Source organism: Thermomonas flagellata (assembly GCF_022419185.1).
Lineage (GTDB): Bacteria > Pseudomonadota > Gammaproteobacteria > Xanthomonadales > Xanthomonadaceae > Thermomonas > Thermomonas flagellata.
In genome coordinates this window covers 1-22,377 of sequence record NZ_JAJOZK010000004.1, presented here as the reverse complement: position 1 = coordinate 22,377, position 22,377 = coordinate 1, and the positions used below count along the sequence as shown (strand labels likewise).

At 72.4% G+C, this 22,377-nt stretch carries 19 protein-coding genes; 6 read left to right on the top strand and 13 right to left on the bottom strand.

Going from position 1 to position 22,377, the window contains the following annotated elements; translation table 11 throughout:
• Window positions 1-3: 3 nt before the first annotated feature.
• From cyoE to ML340_RS04890, 4 genes are read right to left on the bottom strand one after another with little or no spacing between them, the layout of a single operon-like run.
• The gene (gene cyoE, locus ML340_RS04905) at window positions 4-939 is read right to left on the bottom strand and encodes a heme o synthase (protein WP_240097293.1); all 936 of its coding nucleotides are present in this window, start codon (window positions 937-939) and stop codon (window positions 4-6) included.
• Window positions 936-2,114: a COX15/CtaA family protein gene (locus ML340_RS04900; protein ID WP_240097291.1), complete on the bottom strand. Its 1,179-nt coding sequence runs from the start codon at window positions 2,112-2,114 to the stop codon at window positions 936-938. The genes cyoE and ML340_RS04900 overlap by 4 nt, the downstream gene beginning before the upstream one ends.
• Window positions 2,115-2,121: 7 nt before the next feature.
• A complete protein-coding gene (locus ML340_RS04895; protein ID WP_240097289.1) occupies window positions 2,122-2,724 on the bottom strand; it encodes a hypothetical protein in 603 nt (200 codons plus the stop codon).
• Window positions 2,721-3,476: an SURF1 family protein gene (locus ML340_RS04890; protein WP_338064410.1), complete on the bottom strand. Its 756-nt coding sequence runs from the start codon at window positions 3,474-3,476 to the stop codon at window positions 2,721-2,723. The genes ML340_RS04895 and ML340_RS04890 overlap by 4 nt, the downstream gene beginning before the upstream one ends.
• Window positions 3,477-3,533: 57 nt before the next feature.
• Here ML340_RS04890 and ML340_RS04885 point away from each other — a divergent pair, with 57 nt between their 5' ends.
• Window positions 3,534-3,752: a twin transmembrane helix small protein gene (locus ML340_RS04885; RefSeq protein WP_240097285.1), complete on the top strand. Its 219-nt coding sequence runs from the start codon at window positions 3,534-3,536 to the stop codon at window positions 3,750-3,752.
• 64 nt (window positions 3,753-3,816) lie between these two features.
• On the opposite strand, the gene ML340_RS04880 is transcribed toward ML340_RS04885, so the two are convergent.
• Genes ML340_RS04880 through coxB form a run of 5 tightly spaced genes read right to left on the bottom strand, consistent with a single transcriptional unit; the run spans window position 3,817 to window position 8,062 of the window.
• Window positions 3,817-4,695 carry a cytochrome c oxidase subunit 3 gene (locus tag ML340_RS04880; RefSeq protein WP_240097283.1) on the bottom strand — a complete coding sequence of 293 codons (879 nt, stop codon included), beginning with the start codon at window positions 4,693-4,695 and terminating at the stop codon, window positions 3,817-3,819.
• A gap of 49 nt (window positions 4,696-4,744) precedes the next feature.
• Window positions 4,745-5,335: a cytochrome c oxidase assembly protein gene (locus ML340_RS04875; RefSeq protein ID WP_240097281.1), complete on the bottom strand. Its 591-nt coding sequence runs from the start codon at window positions 5,333-5,335 to the stop codon at window positions 4,745-4,747.
• Complete coding sequence (locus ML340_RS04870; RefSeq protein WP_240097279.1) at window positions 5,332-5,472, bottom strand: hypothetical protein; 141 nt, start codon at window positions 5,470-5,472, stop codon at window positions 5,332-5,334. The genes ML340_RS04875 and ML340_RS04870 overlap by 4 nt, the downstream gene beginning before the upstream one ends.
• A gap of 13 nt (window positions 5,473-5,485) precedes the next feature.
• The gene (gene ctaD / locus ML340_RS04865) at window positions 5,486-7,108 is read right to left on the bottom strand and encodes a cytochrome c oxidase subunit I (protein WP_240097277.1); all 1,623 of its coding nucleotides are present in this window, start codon (window positions 7,106-7,108) and stop codon (window positions 5,486-5,488) included.
• A gap of 27 nt (window positions 7,109-7,135) precedes the next feature.
• On the bottom strand, window positions 7,136-8,062 hold the full coding sequence (gene coxB / locus ML340_RS04860; protein ID WP_240097275.1) for a cytochrome c oxidase subunit II: 927 nt from the start codon (window positions 8,060-8,062) through the stop codon (window positions 7,136-7,138).
• Window positions 8,063-8,241: 179 nt separating this feature from the next.
• Between coxB and putA the strand changes: the two genes are divergently transcribed.
• Window positions 8,242-11,472, top strand: coding sequence for a bifunctional proline dehydrogenase/L-glutamate gamma-semialdehyde dehydrogenase PutA (gene putA, locus ML340_RS04855; protein WP_240097273.1), 3,231 nt, complete (start codon window positions 8,242-8,244; stop codon window positions 11,470-11,472).
• A gap of 105 nt (window positions 11,473-11,577) precedes the next feature.
• Here the strand turns inward: putA and ML340_RS04850 are convergent, their stop codons facing one another.
• Window positions 11,578-12,933, bottom strand: coding sequence for an OmpP1/FadL family transporter (locus tag ML340_RS04850; protein WP_240097271.1), 1,356 nt, complete (start codon window positions 12,931-12,933; stop codon window positions 11,578-11,580).
• 204 nt (window positions 12,934-13,137) lie between these two features.
• On the opposite strand from ML340_RS04850, the gene ML340_RS04845 reads away from it, so the two are divergent.
• A complete protein-coding gene (locus ML340_RS04845; protein ID WP_240097269.1) occupies window positions 13,138-13,830 on the top strand; it encodes a rhomboid family intramembrane serine protease in 693 nt (230 codons plus the stop codon).
• On the opposite strand, the gene ML340_RS04840 is transcribed toward ML340_RS04845, so the two are convergent.
• The 3 genes from ML340_RS04840 to gpmI form a co-directional block, all read right to left on the bottom strand.
• A complete protein-coding gene (locus ML340_RS04840; protein ID WP_425608287.1) occupies window positions 13,827-15,221 on the bottom strand; it encodes a S41 family peptidase in 1,395 nt (464 codons plus the stop codon). The genes ML340_RS04845 and ML340_RS04840 overlap by 4 nt on opposite strands.
• A gap of 97 nt (window positions 15,222-15,318) precedes the next feature.
• Entirely contained in the window at window positions 15,319-16,518 is a 1,200-nt protein-coding gene (locus ML340_RS04835) for a murein hydrolase activator EnvC family protein (protein WP_240097264.1), read from the bottom strand.
• Window positions 16,518-18,047: a 2,3-bisphosphoglycerate-independent phosphoglycerate mutase gene (gpmI, locus tag ML340_RS04830; RefSeq protein ID WP_240097261.1), complete on the bottom strand. Its 1,530-nt coding sequence runs from the start codon at window positions 18,045-18,047 to the stop codon at window positions 16,518-16,520. The genes ML340_RS04835 and gpmI overlap by 1 nt, the downstream gene beginning before the upstream one ends.
• Before the next feature lie 123 nt (window positions 18,048-18,170).
• On the opposite strand from gpmI, the gene ML340_RS04825 reads away from it, so the two are divergent.
• From ML340_RS04825 to ML340_RS04815, 3 genes are all read left to right on the top strand, one after another.
• Window positions 18,171-19,928, top strand: a complete 1,758-nt coding sequence (locus ML340_RS04825; protein ID WP_240097259.1) for a M28 family metallopeptidase — start codon at window positions 18,171-18,173, stop codon at window positions 19,926-19,928.
• A gap of 107 nt (window positions 19,929-20,035) precedes the next feature.
• Window positions 20,036-20,428: an MAPEG family protein gene (locus tag ML340_RS04820; protein ID WP_240097257.1), complete on the top strand. Its 393-nt coding sequence runs from the start codon at window positions 20,036-20,038 to the stop codon at window positions 20,426-20,428.
• 190 nt (window positions 20,429-20,618) lie between these two features.
• Entirely contained in the window at window positions 20,619-22,157 is a 1,539-nt protein-coding gene (locus ML340_RS04815) for a DNA polymerase Y family protein (protein WP_240097255.1), read from the top strand.
• The last annotated feature ends 220 nt before the right edge of the window (window positions 22,158-22,377 follow it).

Sequence of the window (22,377 nt, the reverse complement as noted above, 5' to 3'; positions counted from 1 at the left end):
CACTCAGCCGATCCGCGCCCAGTCCAGCCAGCCCTGCGGCTGCAGGTAGGGCAGCAGCCAGTGGTCGAGCAGCAGCAGGCCGAACAGCGCCATCAGGTAGGTGATCGAATAGCGGAACACCCGCATCGCGAACCATTCGTCCGGCGGATCCAGCAGGCGCCAGGCGTACCACAGGAAGACAGCGTCCAGCACCAGCGCGCCGAACAGGTAGAACAGCCCGCTCATGTGCGCCACCCACGGCAGCACCGAGGCCACCGCCAGCAGCACCGTGTACAGCAGGATCTGCCAGCGGGTGTAGTGCACGCCGTGGGTGACCGGCAGCATCGGCACCAGCGCGCGCGCGTAGTCGGCGCGGCGGAAGATCGCCAGCGCCCAGAAGTGCGGCGGCGTCCACACGAACACGATCAGCACCAGCAGCAGCGCGTGCGCCCAGTCCCACGCGCCCTGCATCCCGGTCACCGCGGCCCAGCCGAGCAGCGGCGGCGCGGCCCCGGCGATCCCGCCGATCACGATGTTCTGCGGGGTGGCGCGCTTGAGCCAAGCGGTGTAGACGACCGCGTAGCCGATCAGCGAGGCGAAGGTCAGCACCGCGGTGATCGCGTTCACCCACAGCAGCAGCACCGCCATCGCCAGCACCGCCAGTGCCAGCGCGAACGCCAGCACCTGCGGCGGGCGCAGCGCGCCGGTCGGCAACGGGCGCGCGGCGGTGCGCGCCATCACCTCATCGATGCGCGCGTCCAAGAGGTGGTTGATCGCGGCCGCGCTGGCGGCCGCCAGCCAGATCCCGGCGGTGCCGGCCAGCAGCCGCGGCCACGGCCACGGCTGGCCCGGCTGCAGCGCCAGCAGCATGCCGATCACCGCGGTGAACACGATCAGCGCCACCACCCGGGGCTTGGTCAGCGCCCAGTAATCGCCCCAGCGTGGCCGCGGCTGGCTCATGCCGCGGGCGCGCGCACGCGGGCCAGCAGGCTGACCAGCACGAACAGCAGGGCGGTGGCCCCGGCGTTGTGGGCGACCGCGACCGGCAGCGGCAGCGACAGCATCACGTTGGCCACCCCGAGCGCGAACTGCAGCAGCACCAGCAGGCCGAGCGCGCCGCCCCAGCCGCGCAGCCCGGGCCGGCGCAGCAGCATCGCCGCCAGCCACAGCAGGTAACCGGCGGCGACCACCGCCAGCAGCCGGTGCGCGAGCTGGATCGCGATCCGCGCCGGGTTGTCGAGGATCCCGCCCTCGTAGTCCACCCCGATCCCGCGCCAGAGCACGAAGCCCTCGCGGAAATCGTGCGCCGGCCACCACGCGCCCGCGCACTTGGGGAAGTCGGTGCCGCAGGCGAGCGCGGCGTAGTTGGCGCTGGTCCAGCCGCCGAGCGCGATCTGCGCCGCCAGCAGCACCAGGCCGAGCAGCAGCCAGCGCCGCAGGCGGATCGCCTCGCCGCTGTGGATCGGCATCGCGGTCGCGCGCCAGGCGATCCAGGTCAGCAGCGAGAAGGTGGTCAGCCCGCCCAGCAGGTGGCCCATGACCACGATCGGCTTGAGCAGCCAGGTCACCGTCCACATCCCGAGCAGGGCCTGGAAGATGATCACCGCCAGCGCCAGGGTGCTGGTGCGCGCCAGGTCCACGTCCGACCAGCGCAGCACGCCCGCCAGCAGCAGCAGCTCGCCGAGCACCGCCAGTACCGAGGCGGCCACGTGCGCGCCGCGCATGTACAGCGGGATCGCCACCGCGACCAGCAGCGCCGCGCCCACGATCTGCAGCCAGCCGTGCGGGCGGCGGCGGGTGGCCAGCAGGGCCAGGCTGAACACCAGCAGCCCGAGCAGGCCGGCGATCATGCGGTGCACCTGCTCGCGCCAGGCGCGCTCCGGGATCACCGGGCGGATCGCGGTGGCGGCATGGTCCACCACCTGGTCGGCATGGGTCGGCCAGGTCGCGCGGCCGTAGCAGGTCGGCCAGTCCGGGCAGCTCAGGCCGGCATTGGACAGGCGCACGAACGCACCGAACACGATCACGCAGGCGGCCAGCGCGACCGCCAGCCAGGCGATGCGGTGGAAGTGCCGGTACAGGGCCGGTGCGAGCGGACGCGGGGACAGCAGCGGGGAGGAGGCAGTGGCGTTCATCGCAGGCTCAATTGATCTTCAACAGGCGGGCGAGGTCGGCGCGCAGGTCGCCGGGGGCGAAGCCGGGCCGGTAGCGCAACACGGTGAAGCCGTGCGGATCCACCACCCAGACCGGCGCGCCGGCGGCGGGCGCGCCCGGCGGCGGCGGCAGCCCCGCGCGCAGCCCCGGATCCGGGCGCAGCACGCGCACCTCGGGCGGCAGCGCCACCCCGGCCGGCGGGGAACCGACCCACAGCAGATGCACGCGGTCGGCGTCCTTGCCCATCAGCTGCCAGACCTTGTCGAGGTCGCCCAGCAGGCGCACGCACCCGGCGCGCGCCGCGCCGCCGCAGTCGCCCGGCATGACCACGATCCGCCAGGTGCGCGGGCTGTCCTTCCAGCGGTAGGGGCGGCCGTCCGCCAGCTGCGGCACCAGCGCGCGCATGTCCGGGTACGGCGCCAGCAATTCGCCGCGGTTCTTGCTGCCCTCCGGGCGCCAGCCCGAAAAGCGCAGCGCGCCGGCCAAGAGCAGCGCGCCGAAGAAGGCCAGCAGCAGCACCAGCAGCAGGCCGCGGTTGCGGCGGCGACGGGCGGGATCGCGCGGATCGGGGGGCGTTGCGTGCGTGCTCATGCCGGTGTGCGTCTGCGGAAACGGCGCCAGGTCATCGCCAGCGCGATCACCAGGGTCGCCAGCGCCAGCCCGAACCACTGCACGGCATAGCCGAGGTGGCGTTCGGGCGGCAGGGTGTTGGCCAGGATCTCCAGATCACGTCGGCCCGGCGCCAGCATCACCCCGGCGTCGCCCGCGGCGCGTGCGGGATCCAGCCGCAGCACCCGCGGCGCCAGTCCGGGGCGCAGGCCAAGGGCCGCCGACAGCGCGCCGAGGTCGGCGCGCGCCGCCAGCCAGCGCCCGCGCCCGGCCGCGGCGACCGCGGCGCCGGGGGCCAGCCCGATCGCCGGCGGCGGCGCCAGCAGCCCGCGCACCTCCATCTCGCCGGCCGGGCAGCCGAACGTCGGCAGGTCGCGCTCGCCGTCCAGCGGCCACCACCCGGCATCGACCACCAGCGGCTGTACGCCCGGCTCGGGATAGAGGATGCAGTACATCCGCACCCCCGCCTGGCCGTCGTGCTGCTGGTTGTCCAGCCACACCGTGAGGTTGGCCATGCGGCCGCGGCCGGCGGCCCAGTCGTAGGCCTGTGCCCGCGCCGGGTCGGAGGCCAGCAGCAGCGGCTGCGCCCGGCGCGCGTCCAGCACCTGCCGCGCGGCCGCCAGCATCGCCTGCTTCTGGTGCATGCGCGCCAGCTGCCAGCGCCCGAGCGCGGCGAACAGCGCGATCGCCGCCAAGGCCAGCAGCCAACCCAGCAGCACTCCGGCCCGCTTCACCGCGCGCCCCGCTGCCATAATGCCGGCGACACCGGCAGCACCGCCGCGGAGGGCCCCGTGAACCAGTCGCTCAAGACCCTGCTGATCGTCGGTGTGCTGCTGCTCATCGTCTGGAACCTGGGCGCGGGGCTGTACTACATGCTGGTGGACAAGGGCACCACCCGGCGCACCGTGAACTCGCTGACCCGCCGCATCGTGCTGTCGGTCGCGCTGATCCTGTTCGTCATCATCGCGATCTGGCGGGGTTGGATCGTCCCGCACGGCGTCGGCGGCTGACCCCGCGAACGCCGGAGGCCGGCAGCGCCGGCCTCCGTGGCGGCCTTGGCCGGCGCGCGCCGGCTCAGAGCACGTACACGAACAGGAACAGGCCCAGCCAGACCACGTCCACGAAGTGCCAGTACCAGGCCACCGCCTCGAACCCGAAGTGGTGGTCCTTGCTGAAGTGGCCGAACCAGCAGCGCAGCCAGATCACGATCAGCATCAGCGTGCCGAGGGTGACGTGCGCGCCGTGGAAGCCGGTCAGCATGAAGAAGGTCGAGCCGTAGATGCCCGAGCCCAGGGTCAGGTTGAGCTCGCGGTAGGCGTGGATGTACTCGGTGCCCTGGAAGTACAGGAACAGCGCGCCCAGCGCGATGGTCAGCCCGAGGAAGGTGAGCAGCACGCCGCGCTTGCCGGCCTTGAGCGCATGGTGGGCGATGGTGATGGTCACGCCCGAGGACAACAGGATCAGGGTGTTGAGCAGCGGCAAGCCCCAGGCCGGCACGGTCTGGAACGCGCCGCCGATGTCGGCCGGGCCGTTGGTCGGCCAGCCGGCGGCGAAGTTCGGCCACAGCAGGGCGTGGGTGGCGACGCCGTCACCCTCGCCGTTGAGCCACGGCAGCGCGAACTGGCGTACGAAGAACAGCGCGCCGAAGAAGGCGGCGAAGAACATCACCTCGGAGAAGATGAACCACACCATCCCCATCCGGAACGAGACGTCCACCTGGCGGTTGTAGAAGCCCGCCAGCGACTCGCGGATGACGTCGCCGAACCACTTGTAGAGCACCGCCAGCACCCCGGCCAGGCCGATGAAGAACACCGGCTTGCCCCAGGCGATCTCGTTGATCCAGGACGCGACCCCGAGCATGGTCACGAACATCGCGAGCGAGGCGATGACCGGCCACTTGCTGGAAGGCGGCACGTAGTAGATGTTCGGATCGGGATGCTGGGCGTGGGCCATGGCGGGTTTCCGGCGGTGTGGCGTCGTTGGCGTGGACGGGGCGTGGCGGCTACGGGGCCGCGCGGCTGCCGACGCCGCGGTGCTGCGCCTGCAGCGCCGCGGTGCTGGCGTCGTTCTTGAAGAAGGTGTAGGACAGGGTCAGGGTCTTGACCTCGGGCGGCAGGCCCGGGTCGACGATGAAGCGCACCGGCAGGTCGCGGCTCTCGCCCGGGCCGAGCACCTGCTCGGTGAAGCAGAAGCACTCGGTCTTGCTGAAGTAGCCGGACGCGCGCGCCGGCGCGACCGAGGGCACCGCGTTGCCGACGATCGCGCGGTCGCTGGTGTTGCGCGCGTAGTACAGCGCCTGGTACTGGCGGCCGACCTGCACCCGCATCGACTTCTGCTCCGGGGCGAACTGCCAGGGCAGCTTGGAGTTGACCCCGCCATCGAACTGGACCGTGACCCAGCGTGCCTGCGGCGCGGCCGCCGCCGATGCGGCGGCCACCGGCCCTTGCTCGAGGCGGATCCCGAACACCTTCTCGCAGGCCAGCCGGTACAGCGGCACCAGCGAGAACGCGAACACGAACGCCGCCAGCGCCACCCCGACCAGCTTGAGCACGCCGCGGGTGGCCGGGTTCGGGGCGGGCGTGGCCGTGCTCATGCGCGCAGCCCCCAGGCGAGCAGGACCCCGGCGTAGATCGCCACCACCAGCCCGACCAGCCCCCAGACCGTCCGCCGCGCGCGCGCGCGGCGGGCCTGCAGTTCCGGATCGGGCAGTTCGCGCGCCATCGCCGTCACGCCACCGCGTCCGTCAGTGCACCAGGTCGCCGTGCGCCAGGTCGGCGTCGTGGACGACCGGCGGCTTCTCGAAGCTGTGGTAGGGCGCCGGCGAGGGCAGCGTCCACTCCAGCCCGCGCGCGCCTTCCCAGGCGCGGGCCTTGGCCTTCTCGCCATACTTGAGCGAGTGCCACAGGATGAAGGCCATCATGAACGGGGTCAGGAACATGCCGAACGCGCCGATCGAACTGACCAGGTTCCAGTCCGCGAACACCACGTTGTAGTCCGGGATGCGGCGCGGCATGCCGGCCAAGCCCAGGAAGTGCTGCGGGAAGAACAGCACGTTCACGAACACCACGCTCCACCAGAAGTGGACCTTGGCCAGAGTCTCGTTGTACATCCGCCCGGTCCACTTCGGCCACCAGTAGTACACGCCGGCGATGATCGCGAACAGCGCGCCGGTGACCAGCACGTAGTGGAAGTGGGCGACCACGAAGTAGGTGTCGTGGTACTGGAAGTCGGCCGGGGCGATCGCCAGCATCAGGCCGGAGAAGCCGCCGATGGTGAACAGGATCACGAACGCGATCGCCCACAGCATCGGGGCCTCGAAGCTGATCGCGCCGCGCCACATGGTGGTGACCCAGTTGAACACCTTCACCCCGGTCGGGATCGCGATCAGCATGGTCGCGAACATGAAGTAGATCTCGCCGCCGAGCGGCATGCCGACCGTGAACATGTGGTGCGCCCACACGATGAACGACAGGAACGCGATCGAGGCGGTCGCGTACACCATCGCCTGGTAGCCGAACAGCGGCTTGCGGCTGAAGGTCGGTATGATCTCGCTGATCACGCCGAACGCCGGCAGGATCATGATGTAGACCTCGGGGTGCCCGAAGAACCAGAAGATGTGCTGGTACATCACCGGGTCGCCGCCGCCGGCCGCGTTGAAGAAGCTGGTGCCGAAGAACTTGTCGGTCAGCAGCATGGTCACGCCGCCGGCCAGCACCGGCATCACCGCGATCAGCAGGAACGCGGTGATCAACCAGGTCCAGGCGAAGATCGGCATCTTCAGCAGGTCCACGCCCGGGGCGCGCATGTTGAGCACGGTCGCGATGATGTTGATCGCGCCCATGATCGAGCTGATGCCCATCAGGTGGATGGCGAACACGGTGAACGCCACGTTGAGGCCGCCCTGCAGAAACAGCGGCGGGTACATGGTCCAGCCACCGGCCGGCGCGCCGCCCGGCAGGAACAGCGTCATCAGCAGCAGGGTGAAGGCGAACGGCATGATCCAGAACGACAGGTTGTTCATGCGCGGCATCGCCATGTCCGGCGCGCCGATCTGTAGCGGGATCATCCAGTTGGCCAGGCCGACGAAGGCCGGCATCACCCCGCCGAAGATCATCACCAGTGCATGCACGGTGGTCATCTGGTTGAAGAACTCGGGCTTGACGAACTGCAGCCCGGGCTCCGCCAGCTCGGCGCGGATCACCACGCTCATGCCGGCGCCGATGATGAACATGATGAAGCTGAACACCAGGTAGAGCGTGCCGATGTCCTTGTGGTTCGTGGAGAAGAACCAGCGCTCGACGAAGCCCTGCGCGTGGTGGCCGTGGTGCTCGTGGTGCTCGACGGCGGTCGGATGGGTGGCGGACATGGGCGTGCCTCGGTGGGAGGAGGTGGATCAGCCGGCGGCGGCGACGCGGGTCGCCTTGCCGGTCTCGCGGGATGCGGCGGCCGGCGCGGCCTCCGCGGCGGGGGCGGTGTCGCCCGCGGGCGCGGCGTCCGGAGCGGGCGCGGCCTTGGCCTTCTGCGCCGCCAGCCAGCTGCGGAACTCGTCCTTGCTCACGGCCTTGACCACGATCGGCATGAAGCCGTGGTCCTTGCCGCACAGCTCGGCGCACTGGCCGCGGTAGATGCCGGGGGTGTCGATCTCGGCCCAGGCCTCGTTGACGATCCCGGGGATGGCGTCCTGCTTCCAGCCCAGCGCCGGCACCCACCAGGCGTGGATGACGTCGTCGGCGGTCAGCACGAAGCGCACCTTGGTGCCGACCGGCAGCACCAGCGGATGGTCGACGTCGAGCAGGTAGTGCGGGTCGCTGGCGAGGGTCGGCACCTCGCCGCTCTGGCGGATCTCGTCGCTCTTGCGCGCCAGCCGGCTGGTGAAGCCGACGTTCTCGCCGAGGTACTCGTATTCCCACATCCACTGGTAGCCGGTGATCTTCACCGTCATCTCGGCGTCGCGGGTGTCGTACATCCGCATCAGGCCGTGGGTGGCCGGGAACGCCAGCGCCACCAGGATGATGACCGGGACCGCGGTCCAGATCACCTCCAGCTTGGTGCTGTGGGTGAAGCCGGTGTCCGGCACCGCGCCCTTGGACTTGCGGAACTTGAACATCGCATAGCCCATGGCGCCGAACACGATCACGCCGATCGCCACGCACACCCAGAACACGATCATGTGGGCGTCGTAGGCGGCGTGCGCGGTCGGGGTCACGCCGCGGCCCATGTTGAGCTGCCACGGCTTGGGGTCGGCCGCCTGCGCCCATGCCCACGCCGGGACCGCCAGCGCCAGCGCCGCTGCCCACCGTCCGATACGCCCTGCCGTCATCACCTTGCGTCCCCGCTGCTCGTGCCCGGATACACCGATCCGGGCGCGCGCTTTGCGCCGGATCAACCCTGTTACTGCCTCGTGATGGTACCGGGGGGGGCTTGCGCCAGCAACCGGCCCGGTGCCGCCGCCGCGGCGCCCGCCTACAATGTCGGTTCCACCTGCAACCGACGGGCGCGATGCACAGCCCAGCCTCCCCCACCCCCGCGGCGCCGGCGGCCCCCGGCGCGATCCTGGCACCCGAGCTGCCGCCGCCCCCGTCGCCGCTGCGTGCGGCGATCACCGCCGGCTGGATCCGCGACGAGGCCGCCCACGTGCGCGAGCTGCTGGCGCAGGCGCGCCTGCCCGCCGCCGACCAGGCCGCGGTGCAGGCCACCGCCGCCGACCTGGTCGAGCGCGTGCGCGCGCGCGCCCGCCAGCAGGGCGTGGTCGAGGCCTTCATGCGCCAGTACGACCTCGGCAGCGAGGAGGGCGTGCTGCTGATGTGCGTGGCCGAGGCGCTGCTGCGCATCCCCGACCAGGCCACCGCCGACGCGCTGATCCGCGACAAGCTCGGCGATGCCGACTTCCGCCGCCACCTCGGCCAGTCCGACTCGCTGCTGGTCAACGCCTCCACCTGGGGCCTGCTGCTGACCGGCAAGCTGGTCGACCTGGCCGACGACACCCGCCGCGACGTGCACGGGGCGTTCCAGCGCCTGCTCGCGCGCGCCGGCGAGCCGGTGGTCCGGCTGGCGGTGCGCCAGGCGATGAAGATCATGGGCCACCAGTTCGTGCTCGGCCGCAGCATCGGCGAGGCGCTGGCGCGCAGCCGCAAGGGCGAGGGCGCGCAGTTCCGCTATTCGTTCGACATGCTCGGCGAGGGCGCGCTCACCGAGCGCGACGCCCTGCGCTACCTCGAGGCCTACCGCCAGGCGATCCACGCGATCGGACGCGACCACGCGCCGCAGCGCGCGCAGGCCGCGGAGGCGGTGTTCGCCGCGCCCAGCATCTCGGTCAAGCTGTCCGCGCTGCACCCGCGCTACGAGCACGCCAAGCGCGCGCGGGTGCTGGCCGAGCTGGCGCCGCGGGTGCTGGAGCTGGCGCAGCTGGCCAGGTCCTACGGCATCGGCTTCACCGTGGACGCGGAGGAGACCGATCGCCTGGAGCTGTCGCTGGACCTGATCGCCGCCAACCTCGCCGACCCGTCGCTGGCCGGCTGGCACGGCTATGGCCTGGCGGTACAGGCCTACCAGAAGCGCGCGCCGGCGGTGATCGACTTCCTCGCCGACCTCGCCCGCCGCCTCGGCCGCCGCATCCCGGTGCGGCTGGTCAAGGGCGCGTACTGGGATGCCGAGATCAAGCGCGCCCAGGTCGAGGGCCAGCCGGGCTACCCGCTGTTCACCCGCAAGCCGAACACCGACGTCAGCTACCTCGCCTGCGCGCGCCGCCTGCTCGACGCCGGCGAGGCGCTGTACCCGATGTTCGCCACCCACAATGCGCACACCATCGCCGCCGTGCACCACCTGGCGCGGGTGCAGCGCGGGCGGCGCGACTTCGAGTTCCAGAAGCTGCACGGCATGGGCGACGACCTGTACGCCGAGGTCATCCCCGCCGACCGCCTCGACGTGCCGTGCCGGGTGTACGCGCCGGTCGGCAGCCACGAGGACCTGCTGCCGTACCTGGTGCGCCGCCTGCTGGAGAACGGCGCCAACTCCAGCTTCGTCAACCGCATCACCGATCCCGCCATCGCGGTCGCGGACCTGGTCCGCGACCCGGTCGAGCAGGTCGCCGCGTTCGCCTCGATCCCCCATCCCCGCATCCCGCTGCCGGTGGACCTCTACCGCAGCCAGGGCCAGCCGCGAGAGAACTCCATGGGCCTGAACCTCGCCAACGACGACACCCTGCGCACGCTCGCCGACGCCATGAACGCGGCCGGCGCCGGCAGCTGGCGGGCCGCCCCGCTGGTGCCGGGCGCGACGCCGAACGCACCGGCGCAGGCGGTCGCCAACCCGGCCGACCGCCGCGAGGTGGTCGGCCACTGGCAGCCGGCGGACGCCGCCACCGTCGAGCGCGCGCTGGCCAACGCGGTCGCCGCGCAGCCGTCGTGGGACGCGCTGCCGGCCGCATCGCGCGCGGCCCTGCTGGAGCACGCCGCGACCCTGCTGGAGGCGCGCATGCCGCAGTTCATGGCGATGTGCGTCAAGGAGGCCGGCAAGACCCTGGCCGACAGCGTGGCCGAGGTGCGCGAGGCGGTGGATTTCCTGCGCTACTACGCGCTGCAGGCGCGCGAGCATTTCGCGCCGATCCCCCTGCCCGGCCCGACCGGCGAATCCAACCGGTTGCAGCTGGCCGGGCGCGGCGTGTTCGTCTGCATCAGCCCGTGGAACTTCCCGCTGGCGATCTTCACCGGCCAGGTCGCGGCCGCGCTGGTGGCCGGCAACAGCGTGATCGCCAAGCCGGCCGAGCAGACCAACCTGATCGCGCATGCCATGGTCCTGCTGCTGCACGAGGCCGGCGTGCCGCGCGAGGTGCTGCAGCTGGTGCCTGGCGACGGCGCCACCGTCGGCGCGGCGCTGACCCGCGATCCGCGCGTGGCCGGGGTGGCCTTCACCGGCGGCACCGACACCGCGCGCCTGATCAACCGCGCGCTGGCGCTGCGCGAATCCGGCCCGATCCCGGTGCTGATCGCCGAGACCGGCGGCCAGAACGCGATGATCGCGGACAGCTCGGCGCTGCCGGAGCAGGTGGTCAAGGACGCGCTGTCCTCGGCCTTCACCTCGGCCGGGCAGCGCTGCTCCGCGGCGCGCCTGCTGCTGGTGCAGGAGGACATCGCCGACAAGGTGATCGCCATGCTCGCCGGCGCGATGGCCGAGCTCAAGGTCGGCGACCCGGCATTGCTCTCCACCGACGTCGGCCCGGTGATCGACGCCGATGCCTGCCAGGTGCTGGCCGCGCATGCCGGACGCATGGACCGCGAGGCGCGCCTGATCGCGCGCACGCCGCTGCCGCCGGCGACCGAGCACGGCACCTTCTTCCCGCCGACCGCGTGGGAGCTGCGCTCGATCGCCCAGCTCGACCGCGAGAAATTCGGCCCCGCCCTGCACGTGGTGCGCTGGAAGGCGGAGGAGCTGGACGCGGTGGTGGATGCCATCAATGCCACCGGCTACGGCCTGACCCTCGGCATCCACTCGCGGATCGACGCCACCGTGGAGCGCATCGTCGCGCGCGCCAAGGTCGGCAACATCTACGTCAACCGCAACCAGATCGGCGCGGTGGTCGGGGTGCAGCCGTTCGGCGGCCAGGGCCTGTCCGGCACCGGCCCGAAGGCTGGCGGCCCGCACTACCTGCCGCGCTTCGCCACCGAGAAGACGGTGACCATCAACACCACCGCCGCCGGCGGCAATGCCTCGCTGCTGACCCTCGGCGACTGAGCGGCCTGCGGACGGGCGCGCCCCTGCGGCGCGCGCCGCCGCGGTGTGCGGCCAAGAAAAAGCCCCGCCGGAGCGGGGCTTTTTCGTGCAGCAGCCTCAGCAGGCTCAGAAGCGGTACTGCATGGCCACGCCGAACAGGTTGGCATGGCCGCTGAAGGTGCCGCTCAGGGTGGACAGGTCGCTCGGCGGATGCAGGCCGAGGTTGATGCTGGGCGAGTCGATCTGGATGCGCTGGTAGGCGGCATCGAAGCTCAGGCTCGGGGTGGCGTTCCAGGTCGCGCCCACCGAATACAGCCGGCGGGTGTTGTCGGGCAGGCGCGGGGTGCGGGTGGCGTTGTTGGTCGGGGTCTGGTCGCGCCCGAAGCCGCCGCGCAGGGTCAGCTCGCCGAGGTCGTACTCGGCGCCGATCGACCAGAAGCTGGTGTCCTTCCAGTTGAAGGCCTCCTGGCCGACCAGGGTGCCGTTGCTGCGCTTGATGGTCACGTCGCGCAGCGAGCTCCAGCCGGTGCGCTGGTAGTCGGCCAGCACCCGGAAGTGGTCGCTGAACCCGTACTTGGCGCTGACGGTGGTGATCGCCGGGGTGGTCAGCATCGCGCCGCCCGGACCGTCCTGGAAGCGCGGGTCGGTGGCCAGCAGGGACGGCACGTTGCTGAAGTCCAGGTTGCCCTTGAGGTCGTGGCGGATCTCCGAGCGGTAGCTGACGCCGATCGCCAGGCGGTCGCTCGGGGCGATCTGGGCGCCGACCAGGTAGCCGATGCCGTTGTTGCTGCCCTTGACCTCAAAGCCGCCGTCCATCATCTGCGGCTTGAACGGGAACGCCGGGTTGAAGCAGTTGGCCGGGTTGCCCGAGTTGGCGCAGAGGATGGTGCCGAAATCGATCGCCTTGCTCAGGGTGGCCTCGGCGCGCTCGTAGATCAGGCCGACGCCGACCGAGACGCTGCTGCCGAAGTTGAGCGCCGCGGACGAGGTGAAGTCGATGATCTTCACGTCTGAGGTCAGGGCGCGGTAGCGGCCGACCCAGCCCGGGGCGTACTCGGTCTTCAGGCCGAACGGCGCACCGATCGAGAAGCCGACGGTCAGCCCCTCCAGCCCGCCCTTGAGCGGGAACACCGCGGCCACGTTCGGCACCGCGGTCGCATTGCCCGGGTCGCCGCCGTTGCCGCCGGTCAGCGGGGCCGAGGGGTTGCCGAGGATGGTGCCGCCGCCGCTGAACTTGGCGGTCAGGTCGATCACGCTCACGTCGGTCTGGAAGGTGTTCTGGTCGAGGTTGGTCATCGCCGCCGGGTTGAGCGCGACCACCGCCGCGTCTTTGCCCACCATGCTGCCGGCGTTGGACTTGCCGAGGTTCTTCACGCTCTGCTCGCGCAGTTGGAAGCCGGACGCGGCGGCCTGGCCGGCCACGAGCGAGCCGAGCACGGCCAGTGCGAGCGCGGTGGCGCGGATGTGGGTGTTCTTGCGCATAAGGTCTCCGATACCTTGTGGGTCTGGTTGGGTGGTGGCCGCGCGCGCGTGCGGCGCGGCCGGACCAAGCGGTGCACGGATCGGGACTCCTGCTTGCGCAGCCCTCCCCCGACGTACGACGCCGTATGTACTATAGCGCGTCGTTTAACCAACTACTAACGAACCGTCCCGCCCGCCGCTGGGCCGGGGTTCAGGATCCCGCGCATGTTCGTCGGCATTGCCACCCGCCGCAGGACCCGCGTGCTGTGGGCCAATCCGCTGCTGTTCGCGGCGCTGTGGCTGGCCTACCTGTGGACCGCGACCCGCAGCCCGGCGCTGCGGCTGGGCACCGAACAGGCCTGGGGCGTGCTCGCCGGCGGGCTGGACAGCGCGGCCGCCTGGCGCAGCGCACTGACCGACGGCAGCCTGCTGCGCCTGGTCACCGCGCTGTTCCTGCACGCCGACTGGCTGCACCTGCTCGGCAACCTGGTGTTCCTGCTGATCTTCGGGCCGCCGGCGGAACGCACGATGGGCGGCCTGCGCTTCCTGCTGCTGTTCCTGCTCGGCGGCGCGGTGGCCAATCTCGCGGCGGTGCTGGCGATCGGACCGCCGGACAACGTGATCATCGGCGCCAGCGGCGCGGTCTCGGCGGTGATCGGCGCCTACCTGGCGCTGTTCCCGCAGGCGCGCCTGGGGGTGGTGCTGCCGCTCGGCCTGTTCCTGCAGTTCGTGCGGGTACCGGCTTCGCTGCTGATCGGGTTGTGGGCGCTGCTGCAGGTGATCTTCGCCTACAGCGGGCCGCGCTTCGGCGCGGTGGCCTGGGCCGCGCACCTGGGCGGTTTTTTGTTCGGGATCGTGTTCGCGCTCTTCACCCGCGCCGCGATCGCACGCCGGCTGCGCCGCCAGCGCGGCTACTAAGGCTTGACGGCGGACTTGGGCTTGGCCGCAGGCTTGACGGGTGACGTGGCCGGTGCGGGCTTGGCTGGCGCGACGCCGGGCGTGCCGGCGGCCGGCGCCGGCGGCTCCCCGGCCATGCGCCGGAGTTCGGCCAGCGCGGCCGCGACCGGCGCCTCCCCGGGCAGCACCTCGCCGGCATTGTCGCCCTCCAGCACCCGTTCGCCCTGCAGGTGGCGCGGCAGGTCGGCCTCGCTGACCGGAGCCGGGCCACGCCGGCCGTCGGCGTGCAGGACCACGTCCGGCGCGATGCCGACTGCCTGGATCGAATGCCCGCTCGGGGTGTAGTAGCGCGCGGTAGTCAGCTTGACCGAGTCGCCGTTGTCCAGCGGCAGCAGGGTCTGCACCGAGCCCTTGCCGAAGGTGCGGCTGCCGACCACGCGGGCGCGGCCGTTGTCGCGCAGCGCGCCGGCCAGGACCTCGGCGGCGCTGGCGGTGCCGGCATCCACCAGCACCACCACCGGCGCGCCGTGCAGGCGGTCGCCGGGGGTGGCGTCGAAGCGGGTGTCGCCGCCGGCGAGGCGGCCCTTGGTGCTGACGATCCCGCCCTTGTCGAGCAGCTCGTCGGCCACCTGCACCGCCCCGACCAGCAGGCCGCCGGGATTGCTGCGCAGGTCGAGCACCAGCCCGCGCAGCGGGCCCTGCTTCTGCAGGGCGTCCAGTTGCTGCACGAAATCGGCGGCGGTGCCGGCCTGGAAGCTGGCGATCCTGAGGTAGCCGAAACCCGGTGCCAGCAGGCGCCCGCGCACGCTGCGGGTGCGGATGGTGTCGCGCACCAGCGCGACGTCGAACGGCTCGCGCACCCCGGGGCGGACGATGCGCAGGGTGACCCGGGTGCCGGCCTTGCCGCGCAGCGGGGCGGAGGTGTCGTTCGCCGCCGGGTCCAGCGGCTTGCCGTCGATCGCGACGATGCGGTCGCCGCTGCGCAGGCCGGCGCGCGCGGCCGGGCCATCGTCGATCGGGGCCACCACCCGCAGACTGCCGTCGGGCAGGGTCTGCAGTTCCAGCCCCACCCCCTCGTAGCCGCCGCGGGTCATGTCGTCGAACTCTTCGGCGTCGCGGCGCGCGAGGTAGGCGCTGTGCGGGTCGAGGTCGGACAGCAGGCCGCGCACCGCCGCCTGCATCAGCGCATGGTCGTCGACCGGATCCACGTAGGCCTGCTTGACCGCGTTGAACACGGTGACGAAGCGGCGGATCTCCTCCAGCGGCACCTTGGCCTGCGCCTCGCCGTCGGCCTCGGCCGGGGCCTGCGATGGCGATGGCGATGGCGATTGGGCTTGCGGTTGCGCCTGCGGTTGCTGCGCCGGCGCCGCCTGCGGCGCGGCCACGGCCGGCAGCGCGGCGAGCAAGGCCATCAGGAGCGGGAACAGGCGGCGGGCGCGGGGCATCACGGGCGTCCTCGGAATGTGGCGTGGAAGGGAGCTCACCGGCCGCCCCATGATGCCCTGCAGCTCACGGCCGGCCCAGCCACGGACGCGGATCCACCGGGCTGCCGTTGCGGCGCAGTTCGAAATACAGGGCGGGGCGGTCCTGGCCGCCGGAGGTGCCGACCGTGGCCACCGGCTCGCCGCGCCGCACCGCGGTGCCGGCCGGCTTGAGCAGGCCGTCGGCGTGGGCGTACAGGCTCATGTAGCCGTTGCCGTGGTCGATGATCAGGATGTTGCCGTAACCGGTCATCCAGTCGGCGAACACCACGGTGCCGTCGGCCACCGCCTTGATCGGGGTCCCGGCGCCGGCGGCGATCAGCACGCCGTCGCTGCGGCGGCCGTCCGGCATGCGCCCACCGTAGCCGGCGAGCAGGCCGCCGGCCACCGGCCAGCTCAGCCCGCCGACCTGTGCGATCGGGGCGGCGGGCGTCGGCCGCGGCGGCGGACGGATTCCCGCGCGCGCCTGCCGTTCGGCCTCGGCCTTGGCCCGCGCCGCCTCGCGCTGCGCTTCCGCCGCGGCCGCGCGCAGGCGCGCCAGCAGCGCCTGCAGGGCCTGCGCGTCGCGCCCGAGCGCCTGCTCGCGGCGGGCCTTGTCGCGGTACTGCGCATCGAGCTCGGCCAGCAGCTGCGCGCGCTGCCGGCGCGCCTGCTGCAGCTGCTGCAGCTGCGCCTGTTGCTGCTGGGTCAGGGCGTCCAGGCTGGCACGCCGCTGTGCGATCTGCGCCTGCAGCGCGTCCACCTCCGCCAGTTCCGCGCCGAGCCGGCGGATCTGCTCGGCCTGGGCGCGCTGCAGATAGCCTTGGTAGGCCAGCCGGCGCTGGGCGTCGGCCAGGCGGTCCTGCGCCAGCAGCGCCTGCAGCGCCGGCGCCGGCCCGGCCTGCGCGGCGGCGCGCAGCAGTGCGGCCAGCTGCGCGCGCCGGGCCTCGGCATCGCCGGCCAGCGCCGCGCGCCGCGCCTGCAGCCGCGCCAGCGCCGCGGCATCCTCCTGCAGCGCCTGTTGCACCTGGCGCAGGCGCTGCTCGGCCGCGGCGACCGCGGCATCCGCCGCGCGCAGGTCGCGCCCGGCCGCGCCGCGCTGGCCCTCCAGCCGCCGCCGTTCGGCCGCGACCGACTGCAGCTGCCCGCGCACTTCGCGCAGGCGCTGTTCGGCCTCCTCGCGCTGCTGCGCCGGCGCGGCCGCGGCCGACGCCAGCAGCAGGCAGGCGAGCAGGCCGGCGCGCCGCATCAGGCCGGCAGCAGCAGGCTGTGCCCGGTCATCTCGGCCGGCACCGGCAGGCCGAGCAGGTCGAGCAGGGTCGGGGCCACGTCGCGCAGGGCGCCGCCATCGCGCAGGCGCGCCGGGCGCGGGCCGAGGTAGACCAGCGGCACCGGGCCGACCGTGTGCGCGGTATGCGGCTGGCCGGTGGCGGGGTCGCGCATCATCTCCAGGTTGCCGTGGTCGGCGGTGATCACCAGCGCGCCACCCGCGCGAGTGACCGCGTCCGCGACCGCGCCGAGCGCGGTGTCCACCGCTTCGGCGGCGGCGATCGCCGCCGCCAGCACGCCGGTGTGGCCGACCATGTCGGGATTGGCGATGTTGCACACGATCACGTCGTAGCGGCGGGCGTCGATCGCCTCCACCAGGCGCGCGGTCACCTCCGGGCAGCTCATCTGCGGCTGCAGGTCGTAAGTGGCGACCTTGGGGCTGGGGATGAGGACGCGTTCCTCGCCGGGGAACGGCGCCTCGCGCCCACCGCTGAAGAAGAAGGTGACGTGCGCGTACTTCTCGGTCTCGGCGATCCGCAGCTGGGTCAATCCGGCCTCCGCCACCACCTCGCCGAAGGTGTGACGCAGGTCGTCGGGCGGGAACGCCACCGCCGCCGGCAGGCGCGGGTCGTACTCGGTCAGGCACACGAACCGCGCCAGCGCCGGACGCTGCGCCGGGAACCCGTCGAACGCGGGATCGACGAACGCCGCGGTCAGCTGGCGCGCGCGGTCGGCGCGGAAGTTCATGAACACCACCGCGTCGCCGTCGCGCATCGGCTGGGCGCCCTCGAGCACGGTGGGGGCGACGAATTCGTCGGTCTCGCCGCGGGCATAGGCCGCGGCCAGTGCGGCGCGCGCATCCGCGGCGCGGTATTCGGCACGCGCCGCGACGATCGCGTCCCACGCGCGCTGCACCCGCTCCCAGCGGCGGTCGCGGTCCATCGCGTAGTAGCGCCCGCCGAGGCTGGCGATGCGCGCATTGCCGAGGCGCTCGCACAGCGCCTGCAGCGCGTCGAGGCTGGGGCCGGCCGATTGCGGCGGGGTGTCGCGCCCGTCCAGGAAGGCGTGCACCGCGACCTGCGGCACGCCCATCCGGCGCGCCAGCTCGAGCATCGCGAACACGTGCCGCTCGTGGCTGTGCACCCCGCCCGGGGAGAGCAGGCCGAGCACGTGCAGGGTGCCGCCGGAGGCGATCGCCGCGCGGCAGGCGCCCTGCAGCTCGGGATTGGCGTAGAAGCTGCCGTCCTCGAGCGCGGCATCGATCCGGGTCAGATCCTGGTAGACGATGCGGCCGGCGCCGAGGTTCATGTGCCCGACCTCGGAATTGCCCATCTGCCCGTCGGGCAGGCCGACGTACTTGCCCTCGGTGTGGATCAGGGTATGCGGGCACTGCGCCCACAGCCGCCGCCAGTGCGGCAGTTCGGCCTGCGCGAGGGCGTTGTCCTGCGGGTCCTCGCGGTGGCCCCAGCCATCGAGGATCATCAGCACCACGGGCTTGGGGCGGGGCATGGGAGAAGACGGCGGCACGGGCGGTTCCTGCGGCGCGGCGGCGGGCCGCTAGTGTAGCCAGCCGCACCCGCGCCGCGGCTGGCTAGAATGCGGACCACCCCGTTTGCCTGCCCCGGAGTCGTCATGCGCCGCTGCTTGCCGCCGCTGCTGTCCGCTACCGGCCTGACCCTGCTGCTGGCCGCCTGCAGCGGGCCGTCCACCGCGCCCGCCGCGCAGGCCACCGCCCCCGCCGGGGCGCAGGCCGCCGCCGCGGCCACGCACGCCTACCAGCCGGAGATCAGCGCCGCCGACTTCGCCGCGCACGTGCAGCAGCTGGCCTCGGATGCGTTCGGCGGGCGCGGCCCCGGCACCGAGGGCGAGCAGAAGACCGTCGAATACATCAAGGACCAGTTCGCGCGGATCGGGCTGCAGCCGGGCAACGGCGGCTCCTGGTACCAGACCGTGCCGATGGTGGAGACCACCGCCGATCCGGCGGCCACGCTCGACTTCCGGATCGGCCCGCAGCAGCAGGTGCTGGCGTTCGGCAAGGACATGGTGATCGGCACCCGCACCGGGCAGCCGGAGGTGCGCCTGCAGGACAGCCCGGTGGTGTTCGTCGGCTACGGCGTCAACGCCCCCGAGCGCGGCTGGAACGACTACGCCGGCCTCGACCTCAAGGGCAAGACGGTGGTGATGCTGGTCAACGACCCCGGCTTCCACGCCCACGACCCCAAGCTGTTCGACGGCCCGCGCATGACCTACTACGGGCGCTGGACCTACAAGTTCGAGGAGGCCGCGCGCCAAGGCGCCGCGGCGGCCCTGATCGTGCACGACGATGCTGGCGCCGCCTACGGCTGGGACGTGGTGCGCAACTCCTGGTCCGGCGCGCAGTACGACCTGCCCGCGCAGGACGACCCGGCGCCGCGGGTGCCGATCCAGGGCTGGCTGACCCAGGACGCCGCGCGCGCGCTGTTCCAGGCCGCCGGGCTCGACCTGGCGCAGCTGTACAAGGCCGCCGGTAAGCCCGGCTTCAAGCCGGTGGCGCTGCCGGGCACCACCCTCTCGACCACCCTGAAGAGCACCATCGCGCGCAAGTCCTCGCGCAACGTGATCGGCCTGCTGCCCGGCAGCCAGGCCCCGGACGAGGCGATCCTGTACATGGCGCACTGGGACCACCTCGGCACCCACGCCGGCGAGCCGGGCGACCACATCTACAACGGCGCGGTCGACAACGCGACCGGGGTGGCCGGGATCCTCGAGATCGCCGAGGCCTTCCGCAAGGCGCCGACCCCGCCCAAACGCTCGATCCTGTTCCTCGCCGTCACCCTGGAGGAATCCGGCCTGCTCGGCTCCAAGTACTACGTCGCCCACCCCGTGATCCCGCTCGACCGCACGGTCGCGGTGATCAACCTGGACGCGCTGGCGCCGATCGGCAAGGCGCGCGACATGGTGGTGGTCGGCAAGGGCAGCTCGCAGCTGGAGGACGTGCTGGCGCAGGTGCTGCGCCAGCAGGGCCGGCACCCGGTGGCGGAGGACGACCCCACCGCCGGCTACTACTTCCGGTCCGACCACTTCAACTTCGCCAAGGCCGGGGTGCCGTCGCTGTACGTGGACAGCGGGGTGGACCTGCTCGCCGGCGGGGTCGCGGCCGGGCGCGCCGCCAATGCGGACTACACCCGGAACCGCTACCACAAGCCGTCCGACCAGTACGACCCGGCGACCTGGAAGCTGGACGGCATCGTGCAGGATCTGCAGGCGGTGTTCGCGGTCGGCGAACGCCTGGCCAACGACGGCAGCTGGCCCGACTGGTACCCGGGCAGTCCGTTCAAGGCTGCGCGCGACGCCATGCGCCTGCCGGCCGCGCCGTCCGCCGCGCCGGCGCAGGGCGGGCCGGCGCGCTAAGCAGGAGGTTGGAGAAAGGGCGGCCTGCCCTGCTTCGACTCGCCCCGCCGCGGCACAGGCCCGCGCGCGGCTGCTAGGCTGGACTCCCCTCGCCACCGAGTGCCGCCATGGCCATCGCCTACTGGTGTGTGCTGATCGCCGCCGTGCTGCCCTACGTCTGGGTGGCGATCGCCAAGCGCAGCGGCCGCGACTACAACAACAAGGACCCGCGCGGCTGGATCGCGCGCCAGCAAGACTACCGCGTGCGCAATGCCTGGGGCGCGCACTTGAACGCGTTCGAGGCCTTCCCGCCGTTCGCCGCCGGTGTGCTGATGGCGCAGTGGGCGCAGGTGGAGCCGCCGCGGATCGCCTGGCTGGCGGTCGCGTTCGTGGCCGCGCGCGTGCTGCACGGCCTGTTCTACCTCGGCGGCCTGCACTATCTGCGCAGCCTGGCCTGGCTGCTCGGGCTGCTGTGCGTGCTGGCGCTGATGGGGTCGGCCGCGCTGCGCATCGGCGGCTGAACGGCGCCCGGCGCACGCATCGTTCCCTTGCGCCCGCGGCGGCGCTGCCGCCGCTGCAGATCGCGCCATCCCCCTCGCCCGTGCCCGCGCCCAGGCGCGCCGGCGACTGATCGCTCGACCGACCCGCACGGCGCCCCGCGCCGTCGCAACCGGCGCGACGCCGGCGCGGCAGGCTCACCGCCGTATCGCCATGCGCCATGAGTGGCGCCGTGAAGCCTCGCAGCCGCGGCTGCGACCGCGCCTGCCGATACTGCCCGCCCATGCGTGGAGCGACCCCGTGACCCTGCGCTGCCTGTTCGTCGACTTCGACTCCTTCTTCGCCTCCGTCGAGCAGCACGATGCGCCGCACCTGCGCGGCCGGCCGGTGGCCGTCATCCCGGTCGCCAGCCTCAGCACCTGCTGCATCGCGGCCAGCAAGGAAGCCAAGCGCGACTTCGGCATCAAGACCGGCACCAGCGTGGCGGAGGCGTTGCAACGCTGCCCCGACATCGCCCTGCAGATCGCGCGGCCGAAACGCTACGTCCGCGTGCACCACCAGTTCCTCGAGGCGATCCGCACCTGCATCCCGACCGGCAAGGCGGCTTCGATCGACGAGGTGCCCTGCTGGCTGATCGGGCGTGAACGCCAGCGCGGCAACGCCGAGGCCATCGCCCGCCGCATCAAGCAGGCCTTGCGCGACGTGGGTTTCGGCGACAGCCTCACCTGTTCGATCGGCATCGCCCCGAACAAATTCCTGGCCAAGACTGCCTCGGACATGCACAAGCCCGACGGACTGACGGTGATCGAGCAGGCCGACCTGCCGCATGCCCTGCACGGGCTGGCGCTGCGCGACCTGTGCGGGATCGGCCCGGCGATGGAGGCGCGCCTGCGACGCGCGGGGATCGAGACCGTAGAGCAATTGTGCGCCGCCTCGCGCGACCAGCTGCGCCGCGCCTGGGGCAGCATCGAAGGCGAGCGCTTCTGGCTGAATCTGCAGGGGTTCGACCTGCCGGAACGCATCACCCGGCGCGGCTCGATCGGCCATTCCCACGTCCTCGACCCGAAGCTGCGCACGTATGCCGGCATGCGCTCGGTGCTGTGCAAGCTGCTGGCGAAGGCGGCGATGCGGCTGCGCCACGAGGGCTTCCTGGCCGGCGCGATGGCGATCCGCGCGCGCTTCGTGGGCATGGAGGCGCGCTTTGAACGCGACCTGCGGTTCGCACCGGTGGACGACACGCCCACGCTGCTGCGGCTGCTCTGCGACCGCCTGCACGCGGTCGAGCGCGCAGCGGCGGAGGGTCGCTGGAATGCCCGCCGGCATCCGCCGCTCGCGGTGGCCGTCGCCCTGTACGAACTGTCCCCGAAGAGCATGGTGGGCGAGGAACTCGTGGCCGACCGTCGGCGGGCCCGGGCCGCCAGCGCCCTGCTGGACGAGGTCAACCGGAAGTACGGCAATAGCGCCCTGTACGTGGGGTCGATGGCCAGTGCGGTGGCGCACGCGGCCGCGCCGATGCGGATCCCGTTCCAGCACGTGCCCGACCCGGGACTGGAAGAGGAGACGGGCCTGCATGGCACCGAGCAGGCGCCGACCACGGCCGAAACACTGCTGCAGGTGCGGATGAACCAGTTCAAGGTGCTGGCCGAACAAGCCCATCGCCAGCGCACAGCCAGGAAACACCGGCCTTCCGGTGCGGGCGGCTGGGGGACGTCGGGACCGCGGCGCGGACTGCCGCAGGTGGGATTGTTCTGAGCGCCGATGCCGGGATTCCGGCCCATGCCAAAACCCAGCGCGCGAGTGCGCTACATCGTGCGGCGACCACCCCCGCTGTTGGGGGTGCGTCGTGCGGTGGTGACCTGCCCCCCGCAAGCCGTACCACTCGAAGCTAGGTAGAGTCCGTCATCCAGAGAGGACGGACATGCGCAAGAGTCGATTCACCACGGAACAGATCATCGGGTTCATCAAGCAGGCT